The organism is Streptomyces turgidiscabies Car8 (genome assembly GCF_000331005.1).
GTDB classification, from domain to species: domain Bacteria; phylum Actinomycetota; class Actinomycetes; order Streptomycetales; family Streptomycetaceae; genus Streptomyces; species Streptomyces turgidiscabies.
On sequence record NZ_AEJB01000130.1, the window covers coordinates 1 to 18,398 of the forward strand.

Consider the following 18,398-nt stretch of genomic DNA (forward strand, 5'->3'; position numbering starts at 1 on the left):
AGATCTCGTCGAGCGAGGTCAGCAGTTCGTCGCTCAGCTCCAGTTCGGACGCCCGTACCGCCGACTCCAACTGCTCGGCTGTGCGCGGGCCGACGATCGGGCCGGTCACGCCGGGGCGGGTGAGCAGCCAGGCGAGAGCCGCCTCGCCGGGCTCGATCCCGTGCTTGTCGAGGAGATCCTCGTACGCCTGGATCTGGGCGCGTGAGGCCGGGTCGGCGAGGGTGTCGGCCGCGCGGCCACTCGCGCGCCTGCCGCCCTGGACCTCCTTCCTGATGACGCCGCCGAGCAGTCCGCCGTGCAGCGGCGACCAGGGGATGACCCCGAGGCCGTACTCCTGCGCGGCCGGGATGACCTCCATCTCGGCGCGCCGCTCGGCGAGGTTGTAGAGGCACTGCTCGCTGACCAGCCCGATGGTTCCGCCGCGGCGGGCGGCGGTCTCGTTGGCCTGGGCGATCTTGTATCCCGGGAAGTTGCTCGACCCCGCGTAGAGGATCTTCCCCTGCTGTACGAGTACGTCGACCGCCTGCCAGATCTCCTCGAAGGGGGTCGAGCGGTCGATGTGGTGGAACTGGTAGACGTCGATGTGGTCGGTCTGGAGCCGCTTCAGCGACGCGTCCACCGCGCGGCGGATGTTCAGCGCGGAGAGCTTGTCGTGGTTGGGCCACGCTTCGCCGTCGGCGGCCATGTTGCCGTACACCTTGGTGGCGAGGACCACCTTGTCGCGGCGCTCACCGCCCTTGGCGAACCAGTTGCCGATGATCGATTCCGTACGGCCCTTGTTCTCGCCCCAGCCGTAGACGTTGGCGGTGTCGAAGAAGTTGATCCCTGTGTCCAGGGCCGCGTCCATGATCGCGTGGCTGTCGGCTTCGTCGGTCTGGGGGCCGAAGTTCATGGTCCCGAGAACGAGCCGGCTGACCTTGAGTCCTGTGCGTCCGAGCTGCGTGTACTTCATGCCCGCAAGCCAACGCCTTCGAGCCCGCTCAAGGCAAGGGGCGTCCTGGGCGGCAGGTCTGTGCGGAAACGGGCATGGTCGTGTCCGGCTTTCGCGAGGGTGACGTTCCAGTTGGCCTTCCGAGCGGGTGCGCTCCAGCCTGATGTCCGATTCCTGCCAGCGGCCGCCGGTGCGTCGGTCCAGCATGCGCACATGACCAGATACACCGTGCTCCCCATCTGCGCAGCCGCCCTCGACGAGCTGCGAGTCACCGACGACGCCGGTCGTCCCTGCGCCCCCTACCTCGCGACCGGCGCGGACGCGGGCTCTCCGCTGCGCTGCTGTCTGCGCCCCATCGCGCTCGGCGAGCGGATCGCCCTTGTCTCGTACGCCCCGTTGCGTCGCTGGGCCGCCGACAGCGGTGCGGATCCGGGCGCGTACGACGAACAGGGCCCCGTCTTCATCCACGCCGACGGCTGCGGCGGGTTCACCGCCGGCGAGGACTATCCCCTCGCTCGGCGGGGCGCGCTGCGTACCGTGCGCCGCTATGACGCCCGGGGCCATATCGCGGGTGGCCGCCTTCTGGAGATTCCGGCCGACGCCACGACCGGCTTCGATGCGGCCTTCGACGATGCGTTCACCGATCCGGACGTGGTGCTCGTACACGTCAGGGCACTGGAATACGGCTGCTTCCACTTCGAGGTGCGACGGCCTTCCGCCTGACGCCGCACGTGGGCGGGCACAGGTGGTTGACACTAACTTGTGGTTAGTGCTTACGTATGCGCAGCGCTAGTCGCTTTAAGTTTCAAGATACTGGCTCGTCGTCAAGTCCTGAGAGTCCCCAGACAGGGAGTACCCGTGACCCCCCACATGCCTGCCCCGCGTATGCCCGCCCGCCGTGTTCTCGTCGCCGCGCTCGCCGTGTCCGCCCTGCTGGGCGCCGCGGCCGTGCCCGCTGTCGCCTCGCCGTCCGCCGGTGGGCGTCATGTCGTCGGGTACGACGGGCATGGCGGCTCCGGCGGGTACGGCTTGCACGTTGGTGACGGTGCCCGGCTCGACTACCAGAAGGACGTTGCCGTACGCGTCCTCAAGGGTGTCTTCGAGCGGGGTGACACCGCGGTCGTGGACAGGTTCGTGCGGCCCGACTACATCCAGCACAACCCCCTCGCGGGCGACGGCTCCGGGCCGCTGAAGAACCTGGCCACCGGTGTGCATCAGCAGTTCCCCGAGGCGAAGTACGACGTCAAGCGGGTCATCTCGGAGGGCGACCTCGTCCTCGTGCACTCCAACGTCGTGCTGACGCCCGGGACTCGGGGCTCGGCCGTGTTCGACATCTTCCGGTTCCGGGGCGGGAAGATCGCCGAGCACTGGGACACCGGGCAGAACGTGCCGGACACCAGCGCCAACGGCAACGACATGTTCTCGACGGTCAGCCGGCCGCGCACCGAGCAGCCGGGGTCGCGGTGGCTCACCGCCTACAACGAGAAGCTCGTGACCAAGGCGTTCGACCGGCTCATCGTCGACAAGGACCTCTCCGCGCTCGACACGTACTGGGGTTCCGAGTACCACCAGCACAATCCCAGCATCGCGGACGGTGTGGCCGGCGCGCGGGAGGGGCTCGGCGGGTACTTCCGGGCGTTCCCGGAGCTGGCCGTCTCGCGGAAGCGGGTGGTGGCGGAAGGTGATCTGGTCGCCGTGCACAGCCACTACGTGAACGCGCCGGGCGAGCGCGGGCAGGCCGTCGTGGACCTGTTCCGGGTGCGGGGCGGGAAGATCGTCGAGCACTGGGACGTACTGCAGGACGTTCCCGCGACTTCGGCCAACGACAACACGATGTTCTGAGACGAGAACGTGGTCGGTCGAGCGGTGCGGCCGCCCGGCTTCCTGCGCCGGGCGGCCCCAACCTCGTCGTCGCCCTCGTCAGAGCTGGGCGAACATGCCGGGCTCGTAGTCGCCGGCGGGCTGCTGGACGATGACGTTCATCCGGTTGAAGGCGTTGATCAGGGTGATGGTGAGGACCAGGGCCGCGAGCTGCTCCTCGTCGTAGTACTTGGCGGCGTTCGCCCAGGCCTCGTCCGTGACGCCGCCGGCCGCGTCCGCGATACGGGTGCCCTGTTCCGTCAGTTCCAGCGCGGCGCGCTCGGCGTCGGTGAAGACCTTGGCCTCACGCCAGGCCGCGACCAGGTGAAGGCGCTGCGCGGTCTCGCCCGCGGCGGCGGCGTCCTTCGTGTGCATGTCGGTGCAGAAACCGCAGCCGTTGATCTGGCTGGCGCGGAGCCGCACCAGCTCCTGCGTCGCGAGCGGCAGGGCCGAGTCCGCGGCCGCCTTGCCCGCCGCGACGAGGTGCTTCGTGGCCTTGGTCACGACCGGGTTGGCGAAGAGGTTCAAGCGGGCTTCCATGATGGGCTCCTCCGTCTTGGGTACTGCCTCCGTCGGGCGTTACACATGGACGACGGGACGGAGCGCCGAGATGTGACAGACCTCAGCGAATGTGACGTGGGTCTCGCCGATGCCTGGGAGTGTGGGTCGGCGGCGGAGGTTGTGCCGCTGGGTGTCGTCCGGAATGTCGTCCGGGACGTCCGCGACCTACGCGGCAGCCGGCCCACGCCTCGATCCGGTCATCCGCTCCCGGCGCCGTATCGCTCCCCCAGATCCCAGGCCTCGTACAGCGAGTCCGCGAACGCCCCCGCGATCTTGTGCTCGCCGCTCGCGTTGGGATGCGTGCCGTCGTACGTGTCGTGGTGGATGTCGTACGACGGTGGGGGCGATGTCAGGAGCAGAGGGGAGCGGGGTTCGTCCAGGTCGGCCGCCGTTTTCGCCAGGAGTTCGTTGAAGCGGGTGACCTGGGTGGCGAAGGGCGGGTCCGTCTGTGCGCGGACGTTCGGGATCACCGGCAACAGGGCGATGGCGATACGGGGGTTGGAGCGCCGTGCCTCGGCCACGAAGCGGCGGACGTTCTCGGCCGTCTGGTCCGCGTCCGTGTAGAAGCCCAGGTCGATCAGGCCAAGGGAGACCAGGAGGACGTCCGGCTCGTGGACGCGTACCGCGTCCGCGATCAGCGGGGCCATGTGCTGCCAGCCCTCGCCCCAGCCGGCCAGATGGGCGCGGGGGAAGTCCGGGTCGGCGTACTCGTACGAGTCGGCGGTGTCCGTCGCCTTGTCGTACAGCGCCTCGCGCGGGCCGACGATCCGGAACGGGGCGCCGTACGTCACCCGCAGGTGCTGCCACAGCCGGTAGCGCCAGGTGTGTTCGCCCGCACTGCCGATCGTCATGGAGTCGCCTACCGGCATCAACCTGAGCATCCGCTCATGATGAGGGATGGGAGGGATGAGGGGAGGGGCGTGGGACGGGTGCGGTGTGTGAGTCGGGCCACCCGGTGTCAGGTGTATGTCAGCTTGCGGGTAGTTGTGCCAGCGGTTGTGCAGCAGTCGTGCCGGTGGTTGGGCGTGCGGGAGTGGTGATCGGTCGCTGATCCGGCGGGGTGGTCAGGGTCGTGGGCCTCGTATCGATCGCCGGGATGGCACGCTTGAGGGCATGCGCCGATCGCTCGCCCTCCTCGCCGGGGGCCTACTCGTCTGGGTGCTCGCCGCGCCCGCCTCCGCTGCCGATGGTGACCAGGACTTCACCATCAAGGACCCGCGGATCACCGAGTCCAGCGGTCTCGCCGCCTCCCGACTCCACCCCGGCGTCTACTGGACCCACAACGACAGCGACGACGGTGCCTTCCTGTACGCGGTCGACAGCGCGACCGGGCAGACCGTCGCCACCGTCACCATGACCGGCGTGGGCACACCCCGCGACATCGAGGCCATCTCCATCGGGCCGGACAACCAGATCTACGTCGGCGACATCGGCGACAACGACGGTGTGACCTGGGACTACGTGTGGATCTACCGGCTCCCCGAGCCCAAGGTGCTCAGGAACCAGACGATCCGCGCCACGCAGTACGTCGTGAAGTACTCGGACGGTTCGCGTGACGCCGAGTCCCTCGTCGTGCATCCGAAGACCGGGCGCGTCTACATCATCGACAAGCAGGAGGACGGCGGGCATCTGTACGCCGGGCCGGCCAAGCTCTCCTCCTCCGGCACCAACGTCTTCCGGCCCGTCGCCCCCGTCGACATGTGGGCCACCGACGCCGCTTTCTCGCCCGACGGACGGCAGTTGGCCGTACGCGGGTACTTCGGCGGCGTCTCCTACGCCTGGAACGGCGGCAAGCTCAAGCGGCAGGGCCAGCTCGACGTGCCCCTGCAGGGGCAGGGGGAGTCGGTCACGTACAGCCGTGACGGGTCCAAGCTCATGTACGGGAGTGAGGGCGCCGAGAGCGGTGTCGAGGCCGAGGACGCTCCGTCGTACGGCAAGTCCGGCGGCTCCGACTCCGGTGGTGGCAACGGGAGTTCGGCCTCGGGTGACGACGAGGGCGGGGGCTCGGGCGGGAACGTCAGGAACGGGGCTGTCGCTGTCGGCGTGCTCCTCCTCGCCTATCTCGGGCTCAAGCGGCTTAGGCGGCGGCCTTCGTGATCGTGCCGGGATGTCCTGCTGTTGCCGGGAGCTGAGCAGCTGAGCGTCTGGCGGTCGCTGAACGCCGTCCTTATTCCGGGGTGCCGCGAGTATTGACGTGGGCATGTTGTGTCAGTTTCCTGGGAGGTGCGCGGTGTGTGGGAGCGCTCCCATTGATTCCGGGGCCGCGCCTCCCGAGAGGAACAAGCGACATGTTCCGCTTCCGTACCTTGAGAAGAGCTCTGTGCGCCGCCGCTGCCGCGCTTCTGTTGCCGTTGGGAGCCGGTGCGCAGGCCGCGCAGGCGGCGCAGGCGGCGGACGTCCGTGCGGCGGACGCCGGTGCCGGCTACTGGCACACCAGCGGGCGGCAGATCCTGGACGCGGCCGGGCAGCCCGTCCGGATCGCCGGCATCAACTGGTTCGGCTTCGAGACCGGCAACTACGTGGTGCACGGCCTCTGGTCCCGCGACTACAAGAGCATGATCGACCAGATGAGGTCGCTCGGCTACAACACCATCCGGATGCCGTACAGCGACGACATCTTCAAGTCCTCCACCGTCCCCAACAGCATCGACTTCAGCAGCGGCAAGAACGCCGATCTGCAGGGCCTGAACTCCCTTCAGGTCATGGACAAGCTGGTCGCGTACGCCGGTCAGATCGGCCTCAAGGTCATCCTGGACCGGCACCGGCCGGACTCGGGCGGGCAGTCTGCGCTCTGGTACACGGCGGCGGTGCCCGAGTCGACGTGGATCGCCAACCTGAAGGCGCTGGCGACGCGTTACGTCGGGCAGGACACGGTCATCGGCATCGACCTGCACAACGAGCCGCACGATCCGGCCTGTTGGGGCTGCGGTGACACGACGAAGGACTGGCGGCTGGCGGCACAGCGGGCGGGCAACGCGGTTCTCGGCGTGAATCCGCAGCTGCTGGTGTTCGTGGAGGGCGTGCAGACGTTCAACGGGGTGTCCGGCTGGTGGGGCGGCAACCTGATGGGGGTCGCGCAGTATCCGGTGCAGCTGAGCGTGGCGAACCGGGTCGTGTACTCCGCCCACGACTACGCGACGAGCGTCGCCCAGCAGAGCTGGTTCAGTGATCCCTCGTTCCCCGCCAACATGCCGGGCATCTGGGACAAGTACTGGGGCTACATCTTCAAGCAGAACATCGCGCCGGTGTGGGTGGGGGAGTTCGGTACGACACTCCAGTCGACGGTGGACCAGCGGTGGCTGGCCGCGCTGGTGGACTATCTGCGGCCGACAGCGACGTACGGCTCGGACTCCTTCCACTGGACCTTCTGGTCGTGGAACCCCAACTCCGGTGACACGGGCGGGATCCTGAAGGACGACTGGTCGTCGGTGGACACCGTGAAGGACGGCTATCTGGCGAGCGTGAAGGCGCCGGGCTTCCCGGGGAACGGCGGCGGCGGAGGAGGGGGCGGCGGTGGCGGCGGTAGTACGGCGGCCTGCGCGGCCACCTACGCCGTCAGCAGCGACTGGGGCGGCGGGTTCAACGCCGAGGTGAAGGTGACCAATTCGGGGACGGTGGCACTCAAGTCCTGGAAAGTGACCTGGACTTGGGGCGGTTCACAGGCGGTCACGAGCATGTGGAACGCGACGTACACCCAGACGGGCTCGACGGTGACCGCTGTGAACGCGGCTCACAACGGGAGCCTGGCGGTGGGAGGTTCGGCGAGCTTCGGGTTCGGGGGAGCGCCGGGCGGCGGGGGCGTTCCGGCGGTGAGCTGTACGGCGACGTGAGTGAGGGGAGGGGGGGCCCGTTGGCCTCCCGGGTTCCCTCCATCGCCACCCGCCACCCGCCACCCGCCACCCGCCACTCGGCACACCCGGCGACTGCGCGGACTAGGCTGTACGGCGGCATCGCGTGCCGGTCACCGGCTGGGTGAGGCATGGAGGTGTCGGGACTGCCTTCGGAAGGCTTCCTTGTCAGTCGAGTTGAACCACACGATCGTCCATGCCCGGGACAACCGGGAGTCCGCGGAGTTCTTCGCGAACCTGCTCGGGCTTGAGATCACCGCCGAGTGGGGCCCGTTCATCGCCGTCGATCTGAGCAACGGCGTCACACTGGACTTCGCCACGATCCCCGCCGGCAGCATCACCCCCCAGCACTACGCCTTCCTGGTCTCCGAGGAGGAGTTCGACGCGGCATACGCGCAGATCAGGCAGCGCGGCGTCGAGCACTACGCCGATCCCCACCGCAAGCAGCCCGGCGCGATCAACGTCAACGACGGTGGCCGCGGCGTGTACTTCATGGACCCGGCGGGCCACGCCATGGAACTCCTCACCGTGCCGTACGGCGGCTGGACCTCGTAGGCGGCACATGTACCGCGTCGTGGAGGCGGTGGCGTTCGGCGGAGCGGGTCTACCAGCGGTCCGTGCCGAAGTAGCGGTCGCCGAAGTCGCCTATGCCGGGCAGCATGTACGCGTGCTCGCTCAGGCTGTCCTCGACGGCGGACGTGACGATCCGTACGCCGGGGTAGCGCTCGCACACCGCGGTGATTCCCTCCGCCACGGTGATGAAGTTGACGAAGACGATGTGCTCCTCCGGCACGCCGAGCCCGCGCAGGACCTCGATGGCGGCGATCGCCGTGCCGCCGGTCGCCAGCATCGGGTCGAGTAAGAGGACGTGACGGTCGGCGATGTCGTCGGGGAGCTTCGTGTAGTAGAGGTGCGGCTGCTTGGTCGTCGGGTCGCGCTGGATGAGGACCTTCCCGATCCTGATCCCCGGGACCACCGCGCGCAGTTCGGCCTCCATGCTCTCGCCGGCGCGGATGATCGGCACCCCGCACAGTTTGTCCGCGAAGCGCAGCCCCCGGTACGTGCTGCCCACGGGCGTGGTGACGTCGTACGGCTCGAAGGGCAGGAGGTTCAGGGCCGCCTCGGTGAGCAGGCGGATGATGCGGCCGGCGTAGAAGACGAAGTCCTCGCGGGAGGCGTCGCGGTCACGGACGGCCGTGTGCAGGGCGCGCAGCTGGTCGGTCTGGGGGAGCAGGTGGACGTTGCGGTCCAGGTACGTCTGAAGGGTGGGCGCGGTGACGGTGGTCGGCGCGGTCGTCGGCGCGGGTGTCGTGGCGGTGGTCATGTTCGGCTCCTCGTACGCAAGTTGGGGGACGGCGGTGGTCAGTCGACCGGCGGCTGTTCGAAGGTGGCGGGCAGTTCGGGTGTCGCGGTGAACTGGCCGGCGGCGACGCGGTAGACGGACCGGCCGCCCGTGCGGTGCCACATCTCGCGCATCACGTAGACGAGCTTCGGGTTGTGCTCTTCCTCCTCCTCCGCGGCTCGTGCGATCAGCCAGCTCCACTCACGGGCCCAGCGCGGGTCGGTGACGTCGTCCACGGCCGTGTCGAAGAGGCCGTCGAGCGCCGTCAGCTTTCCCGGGCGGGCGAAGTGGCCGCGGGAGAACAGGACGCCGAGGATGCCGGTCCAGTAGCACTTCACCGCCTCGGGGCGCTGCTCGGCGGGAAGGGCGTCCGCGATGTGCCGCATGGCGTGCAGCGCGGTCATGAGGTGCAGCAGGAGGAAGTCCCCCGGTTCCGCCAGGTAGAGAAGGGTGACCAGGTAGCCGAGCTGGTCCCAACTGGCGTCGGTGTCCCGGTCGTTGACCCAGCCGGGGGTCTCGTAGATCCGGGGGTGGCCTTCGCCGAGCATCCGGGCGATCCGGTGCTGCAGTCCGGACCTGAGCAACTCGGGGTGGATGTCCGCCGTCGTGTCGTCGACCAGGTTCTGCACCCAGGCGCCGAGCTCCTGCCGGTTCTCCTCCCAGTAGTGGGCGAGGCGCAGCAGCGAGTCCTTGGGCAGCTCCGCGCCGTACGCCTCCGAGACGACGGTGCGCTCGGGGTGGCAGTCGACGTGGGCGAAGGCCAGGTAGGCGATGCCCTCGATGGCCATCCGGCGGTTGCCCGCGTCCAGGGCCCAGCCCAGGTGGATGGTCGCGTGCTGGAGGGCGCCGACCCAGCCGGAGAGCAGACGGGGCAGATGGCGCCGTAGCATCTCCGCCATTCCGAGTTCCTGCTCGCGGCGGTCGAAGAACTCGCAGTATGCGGCGAAGTCCTCGCGTTTGCCCAGGAGTTGGAGCCAGTTGTCGTCGTCGACGGTCTGCTGCGGCGCCCGGGCCGGCTCGACGGGGCAGCCGTACGGGGTGAGGGTGACGTAGTTGTCGTGGTATGCCTTGATGCGCTCCGGGGCGATGCCCAGGCCGGCCAGGGCGACGACGGCGTGCTTCACGTGGTTGGTGAGGTGGCCGTTGAACTCGATGTGATGCGTACGGTCGTTCAGCATGTCCTCGACCAGCGTGGCGCCGGCCGGGCCGCTGTCGGGCAGGGTGCCGATGATGTGGGCGACGACCTCGGGGAACGTCTCGGCGACGTACGTCGGGCGGGCCGCCTCCAGTTCGGCCAACTGGTGCACCCCGTAGGTGACCGCGACCGAGGCGATACCGGCCGCCTCGGCCATTCGCAGGTCGTGGGTGGTGTCGCCGACCATCACCGCGTGCTCGGGGCGGGCGTCCAGGCGTTCGAGGATCAGCAGCCCGGACTCGGGGTGGGGTTTGGGGTAGGTGACGTCGTCGGCGCCGATCAGGACCGTGATGTGGTCGCGTAGTCCTGCGGCGGTCAGCAGCGCGTCGGCGCTGGTGTGGAACTTGCTCGTGGCCACCGTCAGGACGACTCCCCTGCGGCGCAGTTCGTCGAGGCCCTCGGCGACGCCGGGGAAGACCAGGGACCGGGCGCGGGGCAGGATGACCGTGCGGAACGCCTCCTGGTACTGGGCGACACCCTCGGCGACCCGGGGGTCGTCCTGCGGCACCCCAAGCAGTTTGCCGAACGCCTGCTCGAGCGGCAGGCCGATGGTCGCCCGGACGTCCGCCGGGTCCCGGGGGTCGGCACCCATCGCCTCGAAGGCGACGGCGAACGCCTCCACGATCGCCCGCGGCGAGTCGACGAGCGTGCCGTCCAGGTCGAACATCGCCACGCGGGTCACGATTGCCTCCGGGGAGTGGGTTTGGGGGTGAATTCGGGTGTGGGAGTGGGTGTGGGTCTGGGCCGGTCTCATCCGGTCAGCCCTCGCGTCGGAGCCGGGCGTGGGCCGCGGCGAGCCGGCCGCCGACCTCGGCGGTGTGGATGAGGACGGCCATGTTGGCCAGCGCGGACCGTCCCTCGGTGGCGCGGTCCACGGCACGCATCACGTACTTCGTGACGGCGCCGCCCCGCACCCCGTCGTCGGCGGCGCCGCGCAGGGCCCCGGCGATGGCGGCCTCGATGTCCTGCCCGTCGATCGCGTCCTCCTCCCGGGTCGGGCTGGTGACGAGGACACCGCCGGGGTTGCCCAGGGCCCAGTGGGTCTCGACGGCACGGGCGATCAGGGCCTCGTCGTCGAGCCGTTGCGGCGCGCGCAGCCCGCTGGAGCGGCAGTAGAAGGCGGGGAAGTCGTCGTAGCCGTACGAGATGACGGGGACGCAGTGGGTCTCCAGGAACTCCATGGTCAGGCCGAGGTCGAGGATCTTCTTCGCGCCGGCGCAGACGACGGCCACCTTCGACCGGGTGAACTGGATGAGGTCCGAGGAGACGTCCATGGTGGTCTCGGCGCCACGGTGGACGCCGCCGATGCCCGCCGACGAGAAGAAGGCGATCCCGGCGAGTTCCGCCGCGACCAGCGACGACGCGACGGTCGTGGCGCCCATACCGCCGGAGGCGAGGACGGCCCCGAGGTCCCGGCTGCTCACCTTCGGGATGCCCGGCGTGTCGGCGAAGCGCTCGATGTCCGCGTCGGTCATCCCGACCAGGATGCGACCGTCGTCGATGCCGATGGTGGCGGGCACCGAGCCGCCGGCCCGTACCGCCTCCTCCACCTTGCGGGCGGTGGCCGCGTTGTCGGGGTAGGGGAGGCCGTGGGTGATGACGTTCGACTCCAGGGCCACCACCGGGTCGCCGTCGGCGAGCGCCGCGGCCACCTCGTCGGTGAACACCAGGGGCACCGGACGGTGTCCGTGTCCGCGTGCGGGGAGCGCCATGTGAAAGGTCCTTTGCTGAAGGGCGGTTACTGAGGGCCGGGCGGCGATCGAGGCGATCGGGGTGGTGGAGGTGGTGGAGGTGGCGCCGGTCAGTAGTTGGGCGTCTTGCGCAGCAGGTCCTGCCGGTCGACGATCTCGGGCACGTAGACCCGCTCGTTCCACACGTCCTGGGTGACGGGTTCGAGTGCGATGGAGACGACATCCTCCTTGCAGCCGAAGGCGTTGCGCACGGCCGCCGTGACCGCGGTGACCAGTTCCCGTTCCTGCTCGTCGGTGATGGGCACCGGGAAGTGCTTGATGTTGATGTGGGGCACTCCGACCTCCTGGAGAACGGCGTGGGCCGGCCGGCCCGGACGCGTGGACGTGGTGGCGGCAACGGTGACCGGGTCGGTGACGGCGGTCGTTGCGTCGATCCGGGCGTTGAGGAGCGCGGCGAGTTCGGCGGCGTACGGCTCGCGCAGCAGCTCGTAGTGGCCGGCCCGCAGTTGGTGGACGGCGGGCGGGCGGGTGGAGAACCCGCCCCGGCGCTCGCTGCGCTCGATGAAGGAGTAGTTGTCGTCGGTCGCCTTGACGAGCGTCATCGGGGCGTCGAGGCGCCGGCCGGTCAGCTCGTCGAACTCGTAGGTGAAGGAGTACGTCTGCCGGACGACACCCGTGACGGCCCGTACGAGTTCCTCGCCGAGGCCGGGGAAGCGGGCGGTGACGAAGGTGACGAAGGCGTCCTCGTCCCGGACGGTCCGCTGGGCCTCGTCCAGCGCCGGGCCGCCGACCGTGCCGGCGAAGACCGAGAAGAGAATGGCGAGGAAGGCGCGGTCGCCGAAGTCCGCGCGGTGGCCCGCACCTTGGGCGTCCTGGGGGCGCAGCCGGGGCTGGCCGGGGGCGACGAGGAACAGGTGCTCCACCCGCTCGCCCGCCTGCTCCAGCTGGTAGGCCGCCTCGAAGGCGACCCGGGCGCCGAACGAGTAGCCGCACAGGAGGTAGGGGCCGTGCGGCTGGATCTCCCGGATCGCCTCGACGTCCGCGGTCGCCATCTCGCGGACGGTGGCGTACGGGACCTCGCCGCTGTTGATGCCGTACGCCTGCACCCCGTGGACGGGCCGGTCGGTGCCCAGCGCGGTGGCCAGCGGGCGCAGGTTCATGGGGTAGCCGCCGAGGCCGGGCCAGCAGTGCAGGGGGGTGCCGGTGCCCTCGGGCTGGAGGGGGACGAGCCGGGTCAGCGGCGCGGACGTCTCGGCGTCGAGGCGGGCGGCGAGCTTCTCGACGGTCGGGGCCTCGAACAGCACCTGGAGCGGCATCGGTTGGCCGAAGTCCGCCTTCAGCCGGCCGACGAGGGCCACGGCGAGCAGGGAGTTGCCGCCCAGTTCGAAGAAGTCGTCGACCACGGAGACCTGTTCGCGCTTGAGCACCGTCTGCCAGACATCGCGGATCCGGCGCTCCGAGCGGGTGCGGGGGGCGACGAACGCCCTCCCGGCCAGGGCCAGTTCGGTCTGCTGGGACGCTTCGAGCGCCTTGTTGTCGATCTTGCCGTTGGCGGTGAGGGGCAGTCGGTCCAGGACGACGATCCGGTTGGGCAGCATGTAGCGGGGCAGCAGTCCGGCCAGGTCCTCCTTGATCAGCTCGGCCGGCCCCTGCATGTGGACCGAGTCCTCCTTCATGTCCTCGCCGCGCACCTGCTCCTCGCTGACGCGCCCGCCCACGAAGAAGTACGACGGTCCGGTGGGCAGTCCGCAGTCGGTGAGGATCCTGCTCAGCTGCCTGGCCGAAGGCAGGTCGTTGCCGGACTTGGAGCTGTAGCCCGAGGACATGAAGCCGAGGCCCAGGTCGTTCATCTGGAGGCGCTGGAGTCTGCGGCCCAGGTCGAGGTACTGCCGCCAGGAGTCGGTGCTGGTGGCGACGAGGCTGATGCCGAAACCGGCCCGTTCGTGGACCCGCTGGTTGATGGCGATGACGTGCTTCCTGGCCACCAGCTCGTCGGAGATGCGTACGAGGCTGCCGTCGGTGTACCGGTACTGGCCGGCCGGGAGATCCTCGACCCGGCCGGAGTGGGCCTGGACGTAGATGTCGTGGTCGGCGGTGTTCGCGGCGGCCTCGGAGCCCGCAGAGGTGCTGGGCAGGAGTTCGAACGTGCCCAGGTAGTGGTCCTCCTCGGCGCAGTCGAGGCGGTCCCTGACGGCGGGCCGGTACTCCGTGGCCGCGATGCCGAGGCCGTGGGCGGGCAGGATCTCCTCGAACAGGCCGACCATGTGCCCGGCCTCGATCTCCAGGACCTCGCGGATGTTGTTGCGGTAGACCGGTTCGATCGCCCGGTGCTTGCCGAGGAAGTGGACTCTCACGTGGGGAGTCCGGGGACTCTGGGACGTCTGGTGCGTCTCCTTGTCCGGGAGGGCCGGGCCGACGAGCACCAGGTGGTGGTGGAGCGGGTGGTAGTAGTACAGGCCCGCGGGGATCCCGGCCACGCCGTCGAGTTCGAGGTACAGCTGCGTGGCGTAGAGGGAGCCGGGTGAGGCGTAGGCGTACTTGGGCAGCAGGCGCTGGTCACTGACGTGGCGGCCGAAGTTCCGCAGGAGCGTGCCGAGGTCGGCCCGGGTCAGGTCGGCGAGGTCGCGTGCGGGGTGCTGCGGCCGGGGGCGGGGTGCCAGGAGCCGCAGGATGTCGTCCCGGCCGACGGCCCCGCCCTCGTAGAAACGGTAGGTCTTGCGGGCGAAGGCGCGTGCGCGCTGCTCGGGGGTGGCCTCGCCGCCGGGGAGTTCGACCACGGGCCGGCCGTCGAGTTCACCGGCGTCACGGCAGCCGGTGTGCGCCAGTTGGGCCCTGACCTGGAGTCTGCTGCGCTTGGACTGGTGGTGGGCGCCGTGGTTGCCCTGGTCCATCACGGCGGCTTCCTTGGGGTTGAGCTCGACGAAGGCCACCAGGTTCTGGAACCCGGTGGCATCGTTGTCGTGCAGCAGGACGGCCGCGCCGCGGACCCAGTCGTGGGTCTCGATCGTCTGGCGGATCTCGTCGAGTTCGACCCGGTAGCCGCGCAGCTTGACCTGGTTGTCGGCGCGGCCGACGAACTGGACCGTGCTGTCGGCGTTGAAGTGGGCCAGGTCGCCGGTGCGGTAGAGACGGGCTCCGGGGGTGGTGGAGAAGGGGTCGTCCACGAACCGGTCGGCCGTGAGGTCGGGGCGGCCGAGGTAACCGCGGGCCACCTGGATTCCGCCGACGTGCAGTTCGCCGATCTCGCCGATCGCGACCGGCTTCCCCTGCGGGTCCAGGATGTGGAAGGTGGTGCCGCTGACGGGCGTACCCACCGGCATGGTGCGCGGTCCGTCGTCCACCGCCGCACGGTCCACCACGAAGGCCGAGGCGTTGATGGTGCACTCGGTGGGGCCGTACAGGTTGACCAGCCGGGCCGACGGCATGGCGTCGAGGCACTGGGCGGCGAGGCTTCGGGAGAGCGCCTCGCCGCCGCTGAATATGTGGCGCAGGGAGCCGCAGGCGGAGAGGTTCTCGGTGTCGAGGAGCGCCTGGAGGAGGGTGGGGACGCACTGCAGGGTGGTCACGCCGTGCCGCCTGATGGTGGCGATGATCGCCTCGGGGTCGCGGTAGACGCCGGGAGCTCCCATCACCACCGTGCTTCCGCAGGCGGGGGCGAGGATCTCCCACTGTGCCGCGTCGAAGCTCATGGGGGTCTTCTGGAGGATGATCTCGCCGGCGTCGATCCCGCGGTCGGTGTGCAGCCAGCGCATCTGGTTGACGATGCTCCGGTGCTCGACCATCACGCCCTTCGGCTTTCCGGTACTGCCGGAGGTGTAGATGACATAGGCGAGATCCTCGGGCCGGGGCTTTTCCCCGTTCCGGCCGATTTTGTTTTCGCTCCCGCCTTTTCCGTTCGCTTCCGACGACTGGAACACCTCGTCGAGCGTGACGGCCCGAACTCCCGCAGGGGAGAGTTCCTGGAGGGCGGGCCGGAGTAATTCCTGGGTGAGGACTATTTCCACTCCGGCGTCCGCCATCATGTACGCGATGCGCTCGCCGGGGTATTCCGGGGAAAGCGGAACGTAGGAGCCGCCGGCCCACAGGATTCCCCAGACGGTCGTCATCAGGTCGAGCGACGGTTCCATGAACACGCCGACGCGGCTGCCCCGGGTCACGCCGGCCTGCCTCAGGAACCCGCCCAACTCCTGCGCCTGGCCCATGAGCTGCGCGAATGTCAGGCTCTCGGTCTCGTGGACGACGGCGATCCGGTCCGGTGAGAGGCGTGCCTGTTCGGCGAGGAGGTCGGTCAGGCAGGTGGCGGCGAGACGAGTACCGGGCATCACATCTGTGCTCACTGGTTTCCCTTTTCCGCAAGAATGGGCATGGCCGGAGAAACAATGGTGCTTCTGGTGCGGTTTTCGGAATTTCTCGCCGACCGGCTGTGCGGGGCGAATTCAGCAGCAGTTGTGCGCGAACCGAATTGTGCGGGGCAATCTTTCTGCTGCTTACTCATTCAATCCAAGAGCATGATCGCTGTACAGTCAAGAGGATTCTGTCTGTTCAGCCGATCTGGCGATTACGGCCCGCCAGCAGGCCCGCCGCGATCTGTACCAGCGTCAGCAGCAGGACGAAGCCCAGGGGCAGTCGCCAGCCGTCGGAGCGGTCGTAGAGAACGCCCACGACGACGGGCCCGGGGATCGACAGCAGATACCCGAAGCCCTGTACGAAGCCGGAGAGCCGGACGACGGAGGCGCCGTCCCGGCCGCGCATGCCGATCATCGTCAGGGCCAGCGGGAAGGAGCAGTTGGCCACGCCCAGGAGGAACGCCCAGAGCCAGGGCGTGGATGCCGGATCGGCCCACAGGCCGGTGAATCCGGCCAGGCCGCACACGCCGATCGCCGCCGCGATCCCGCTCTGGTGCCGCAGCTTCCCGGCCAGCGCCGACAGGGCGAAGGAGAGGGGTACGCCGAGCAGTGAGGTGCCGGAGAAGAGCAGGCCCGCGGTCTGGGCGGAGAGACCGGAGTCGCGGAAGATCTGCGGCAGCCAGCCGATGATGATGTAGGCGGAGCTCGCCTGCAGCCCGAAGTAGGCGGTGAGCGCCCAGGCGGTGGGATCCCGGGAGAGCGGGACCCGTGGCGGAGGCTGCTGTGGGGCGTCCGCGGCCACCGGGTCCGGTCCCGGCGGCGGCCGACGGCGGGCGAGGGCCAGCCAGGGAGGTACGGCCATGGCGGCCAGCACCGACCAGGCCCCCAGGCCGTACCGCCAGTCGCCGCCGAACGCCTCGGTCAGCGGGACGGTCACGGCGGCGGCGGACGAGGCGCCGGCGTTCAGCGCCATGGAGTACAGGCCGGTCATCGCGCCCACCCGGTCGGGGAAGCGCTCTTTGACGACGGCCGGGAGCAGCACGTTGGCGATGGCGATGCCGGCGAGCGACAGGGCGGTCAGTACGACGAACAGGGCGGGGTCGGTGGCGAACGGCCGAAGGGCGAGCCCGGCCGTCAGCACCACGGCGGCGGCGGCGATGGCGCCGGCCGCGCCGTAGCGCCGGGCGAGAGCCGGGGCCGTGGAGCCGATGAGGGCGAAGCAGGCGGCGGGGATCGAGGTGAGGACCCCGCTCGTCGTACCGCTCATGGACAGGCTGTCGCGCACTTCTTCGAGGACCGGCCCGAGGCTGGTGACCCCCGGCCGCAGGTTCAGTGCCGCGAGTACGAGCGCCGCCAGCGCCAGGCGTCGCGTGTTGCGGGAGGTGGTGGAGGGGCTGGTGGAGGCGGTGGGGGAGGAAGTGGTCCTGGGAGAGGTGTTCCGGTCGGGGTGCGAGGCGGGCCTGTTGGACTCACTCTTCGGCATAGGCCCTATCGTAGACTCATCCCATGACTCGATGTCTAGTGGTTTGTAGGTAGAGTCATGGGATGAGTCGATGAGGTGATGGCACTATGAGTCGCAGAGAGGTTCATTGGGTGAGAATCGACGTAGTCTGAGGAGATGACTATGGATCCCGTTCGCCGCCAAGCGCTTTCCGACCAGGTGATCACCCGGTTGCGGCGGCAGATCACCTCGGGGGCCTGGCCCGTGGGCTCGCGCATCCCGACCGAGACGGAGCTGGTCGAACAGCTCGGAGTTGCCCGGAACACGGTGCGTGAGGCGGTCCGGGCCCTGGCGCACACCGGCCTGCTGGAGATCCGCCACGGCTCGGGGTCGTATGTGCAGGCGACGAGTGAACTCGCCGGCATGATGCGGACCCGCTTCGAGAAGGCCCGGCGGGAGGACGTCACCGACGTCCGCAGCGCCCTGGAGATCCGGGCGGCGCGGCTGGCCTGCGTCCGCCGTACCCCGGACGACCTGGAGCGGCTGGAACTCCTGCTGCAGCAACGGCAGGAGGCATGGTCGGCCGGGGACCGGGTCGGTTTCGCCAACGCCGACGTGGCCTTCCATCTGGCCGTCGTCACCGCGTCCCACAACACCGTGCTGGCCGAGTTGCACGCGGACCTGGGTGAGGTGATCCGGGACTCGCTCCTCGACCACTTCGGCGAGACCCTGCGCCCCGAGCAGTTCCAGGACCACGCCCGACTCGTCGAGGCGATCCGCGCACGCGACAGCGACCGGGCGGCGTACGAGTCCGGCTCCTACATGGACTGCGCTCCCGCCGAGAAGTACGAGTGAGGGCGGCTTCCTTGCCTGTGCGGGCATGACGAAGGCTCCGTGCAACTGCATCTCCAGGTCACTCCGGCGCGGTTCGCCGATGTGTGGAACGCGGCGCAGGCGATCGCCGCCGTGCAGGTCGCGATCGGGGCCAACTCGCCGTTCCTGTTCGGCCGTGAGCTGTGGCGCGAGTCGCGGCCCCCGCTGTTCACGCAGTCCACGGACACGCGTCCGCCGGAACTCCAGGCGCAGGGCGTACGGCCGCGCACCTGGTTCGGGGAGCGGTGGATCTCGTCGGCCTACGACCTCTTCGAGGAGAACCTGCGCTACTACCCGGCGCTTCTGCCGA

General features: G+C 69.5%; 14 protein-coding genes and 1 pseudogene. 7 read left to right on the top strand and 8 right to left on the bottom strand.

Annotated features, from left to right (window positions below; all coding sequences use genetic code 11):
* Positions 1-952 (bottom strand): aldo/keto reductase (locus STRTUCAR8_RS08140; RefSeq protein WP_044471841.1); only part of this gene is annotated, 952 nt, incomplete at its 3' end.
* 192 nt (positions 953-1,144) lie between these two features.
* Between STRTUCAR8_RS08140 and STRTUCAR8_RS08145 the strand changes: the two genes are divergently transcribed.
* Both STRTUCAR8_RS08145 and STRTUCAR8_RS08150 read left to right on the top strand, forming a co-directional pair.
* A complete protein-coding gene (locus STRTUCAR8_RS08145; RefSeq protein ID WP_044471842.1) occupies positions 1,145-1,654 on the top strand; it encodes a DUF1203 domain-containing protein in 510 nt (169 codons plus the stop codon).
* Between the two features lie 135 nt (positions 1,655-1,789).
* Positions 1,790-2,773: a nuclear transport factor 2 family protein gene (locus STRTUCAR8_RS08150; RefSeq protein ID WP_006375061.1), complete on the top strand. Its 984-nt coding sequence runs from the start codon at positions 1,790-1,792 to the stop codon at positions 2,771-2,773.
* Between the two features lie 78 nt (positions 2,774-2,851).
* Here the strand turns inward: STRTUCAR8_RS08150 and STRTUCAR8_RS08155 are convergent, their stop codons facing one another.
* Complete coding sequence (locus tag STRTUCAR8_RS08155; protein ID WP_006375063.1) at positions 2,852-3,331, bottom strand: carboxymuconolactone decarboxylase family protein; 480 nt, start codon at positions 3,329-3,331, stop codon at positions 2,852-2,854.
* A 218-nt stretch (positions 3,332-3,549) separates the two neighbouring features.
* Complete coding sequence (locus tag STRTUCAR8_RS08160; protein ID WP_006375057.1) at positions 3,550-4,233, bottom strand: GDSL-type esterase/lipase family protein; 684 nt, start codon at positions 4,231-4,233, stop codon at positions 3,550-3,552.
* A gap of 232 nt (positions 4,234-4,465) precedes the next feature.
* Between STRTUCAR8_RS08160 and STRTUCAR8_RS08165 the strand changes: the two genes are divergently transcribed.
* From STRTUCAR8_RS08165 to STRTUCAR8_RS08175, 3 genes are all read left to right on the top strand, one after another.
* The gene (locus tag STRTUCAR8_RS08165) at positions 4,466-5,449 is read left to right on the top strand and encodes a WD40 repeat domain-containing protein (protein ID WP_006375055.1); all 984 of its coding nucleotides are present in this window, start codon (positions 4,466-4,468) and stop codon (positions 5,447-5,449) included.
* A gap of 191 nt (positions 5,450-5,640) precedes the next feature.
* Positions 5,641-7,182 (top strand): cellulase family glycosylhydrolase, encoded by a 1,542-nt coding sequence (locus STRTUCAR8_RS08170; RefSeq protein WP_006375062.1) that lies wholly within the window; start codon positions 5,641-5,643, stop codon positions 7,180-7,182.
* Positions 7,183-7,365: 183 nt separating this feature from the next.
* Entirely contained in the window at positions 7,366-7,755 is a 390-nt protein-coding gene (locus tag STRTUCAR8_RS08175) for a VOC family protein (protein ID WP_006375058.1), read from the top strand.
* A 49-nt stretch (positions 7,756-7,804) separates the two neighbouring features.
* On the opposite strand, the gene upp is transcribed toward STRTUCAR8_RS08175, so the two are convergent.
* The 5 genes from upp to STRTUCAR8_RS08205 form a co-directional block, all read right to left on the bottom strand.
* Complete coding sequence (gene upp / locus STRTUCAR8_RS08180) at positions 7,805-8,524, bottom strand: uracil phosphoribosyltransferase (RefSeq protein WP_006375066.1); 720 nt, start codon at positions 8,522-8,524, stop codon at positions 7,805-7,807.
* A 38-nt stretch (positions 8,525-8,562) separates the two neighbouring features.
* On the bottom strand, positions 8,563-10,419 hold the full coding sequence (locus STRTUCAR8_RS54020; protein ID WP_006375056.1) for an HAD-IA family hydrolase: 1,857 nt from the start codon (positions 10,417-10,419) through the stop codon (positions 8,563-8,565).
* 76 nt (positions 10,420-10,495) lie between these two features.
* A complete protein-coding gene (locus STRTUCAR8_RS08195) occupies positions 10,496-11,449 on the bottom strand; it encodes a pseudouridine-5'-phosphate glycosidase (protein WP_006375059.1) in 954 nt (317 codons plus the stop codon).
* A gap of 89 nt (positions 11,450-11,538) precedes the next feature.
* Complete coding sequence (locus tag STRTUCAR8_RS08200; RefSeq protein WP_044471843.1) at positions 11,539-15,750, bottom strand: amino acid adenylation domain-containing protein; 4,212 nt, start codon at positions 15,748-15,750, stop codon at positions 11,539-11,541.
* A gap of 220 nt (positions 15,751-15,970) precedes the next feature.
* Positions 15,971-17,257 (bottom strand): CynX/NimT family MFS transporter, encoded by a 1,287-nt coding sequence (locus STRTUCAR8_RS08205; protein WP_006375060.1) that lies wholly within the window; start codon positions 17,255-17,257, stop codon positions 15,971-15,973.
* A gap of 135 nt (positions 17,258-17,392) precedes the next feature.
* Between STRTUCAR8_RS08205 and STRTUCAR8_RS08210 the strand changes: the two genes are divergently transcribed.
* Positions 17,393-18,070: a FadR/GntR family transcriptional regulator gene (locus STRTUCAR8_RS08210; protein WP_044471844.1), complete on the top strand. Its 678-nt coding sequence runs from the start codon at positions 17,393-17,395 to the stop codon at positions 18,068-18,070.
* A 36-nt stretch (positions 18,071-18,106) separates the two neighbouring features.
* Positions 18,107-18,398: pseudogene (locus STRTUCAR8_RS08215) on the top strand (glutamate-cysteine ligase family protein); the annotation flags it as partial.

Excerpts from the sequence above, each read along its gene's own strand:
- STRTUCAR8_RS08195 (WP_006375059.1), bottom strand. The coding sequence starts at position 11,449 with ATGGCGCTCCCCGCACGCGGACACGGACACCGTCCGGTGCCCCTGGTG.
- STRTUCAR8_RS08160 (WP_006375057.1), bottom strand. The coding sequence starts at position 4,233 with ATGCTCAGGTTGATGCCGGTAGGCGACTCCATGACGATCGGCAGTGCG.
- STRTUCAR8_RS08145 (WP_044471842.1), top strand. The coding sequence starts at position 1,145 with ATGACCAGATACACCGTGCTCCCCATCTGCGCAGCCGCCCTCGACGAG.
- STRTUCAR8_RS08210 (WP_044471844.1), top strand. The coding sequence starts at position 17,393 with ATGACTATGGATCCCGTTCGCCGCCAAGCGCTTTCCGACCAGGTGATC.
- STRTUCAR8_RS08205 (WP_006375060.1), bottom strand. The coding sequence starts at position 17,257 with ATGCCGAAGAGTGAGTCCAACAGGCCCGCCTCGCACCCCGACCGGAAC.
- upp (WP_006375066.1), bottom strand. The coding sequence starts at position 8,524 with ATGACCACCGCCACGACACCCGCGCCGACGACCGCGCCGACCACCGTC.
- STRTUCAR8_RS08200 (WP_044471843.1), bottom strand. The coding sequence starts at position 15,750 with ATGCCCGGTACTCGTCTCGCCGCCACCTGCCTGACCGACCTCCTCGCC.
- STRTUCAR8_RS08170 (WP_006375062.1), top strand. The coding sequence starts at position 5,641 with ATGTTCCGCTTCCGTACCTTGAGAAGAGCTCTGTGCGCCGCCGCTGCC.
- STRTUCAR8_RS08155 (WP_006375063.1), bottom strand. The coding sequence starts at position 3,331 with ATGGAAGCCCGCTTGAACCTCTTCGCCAACCCGGTCGTGACCAAGGCC.
- STRTUCAR8_RS08165 (WP_006375055.1), top strand. The coding sequence starts at position 4,466 with ATGCGCCGATCGCTCGCCCTCCTCGCCGGGGGCCTACTCGTCTGGGTG.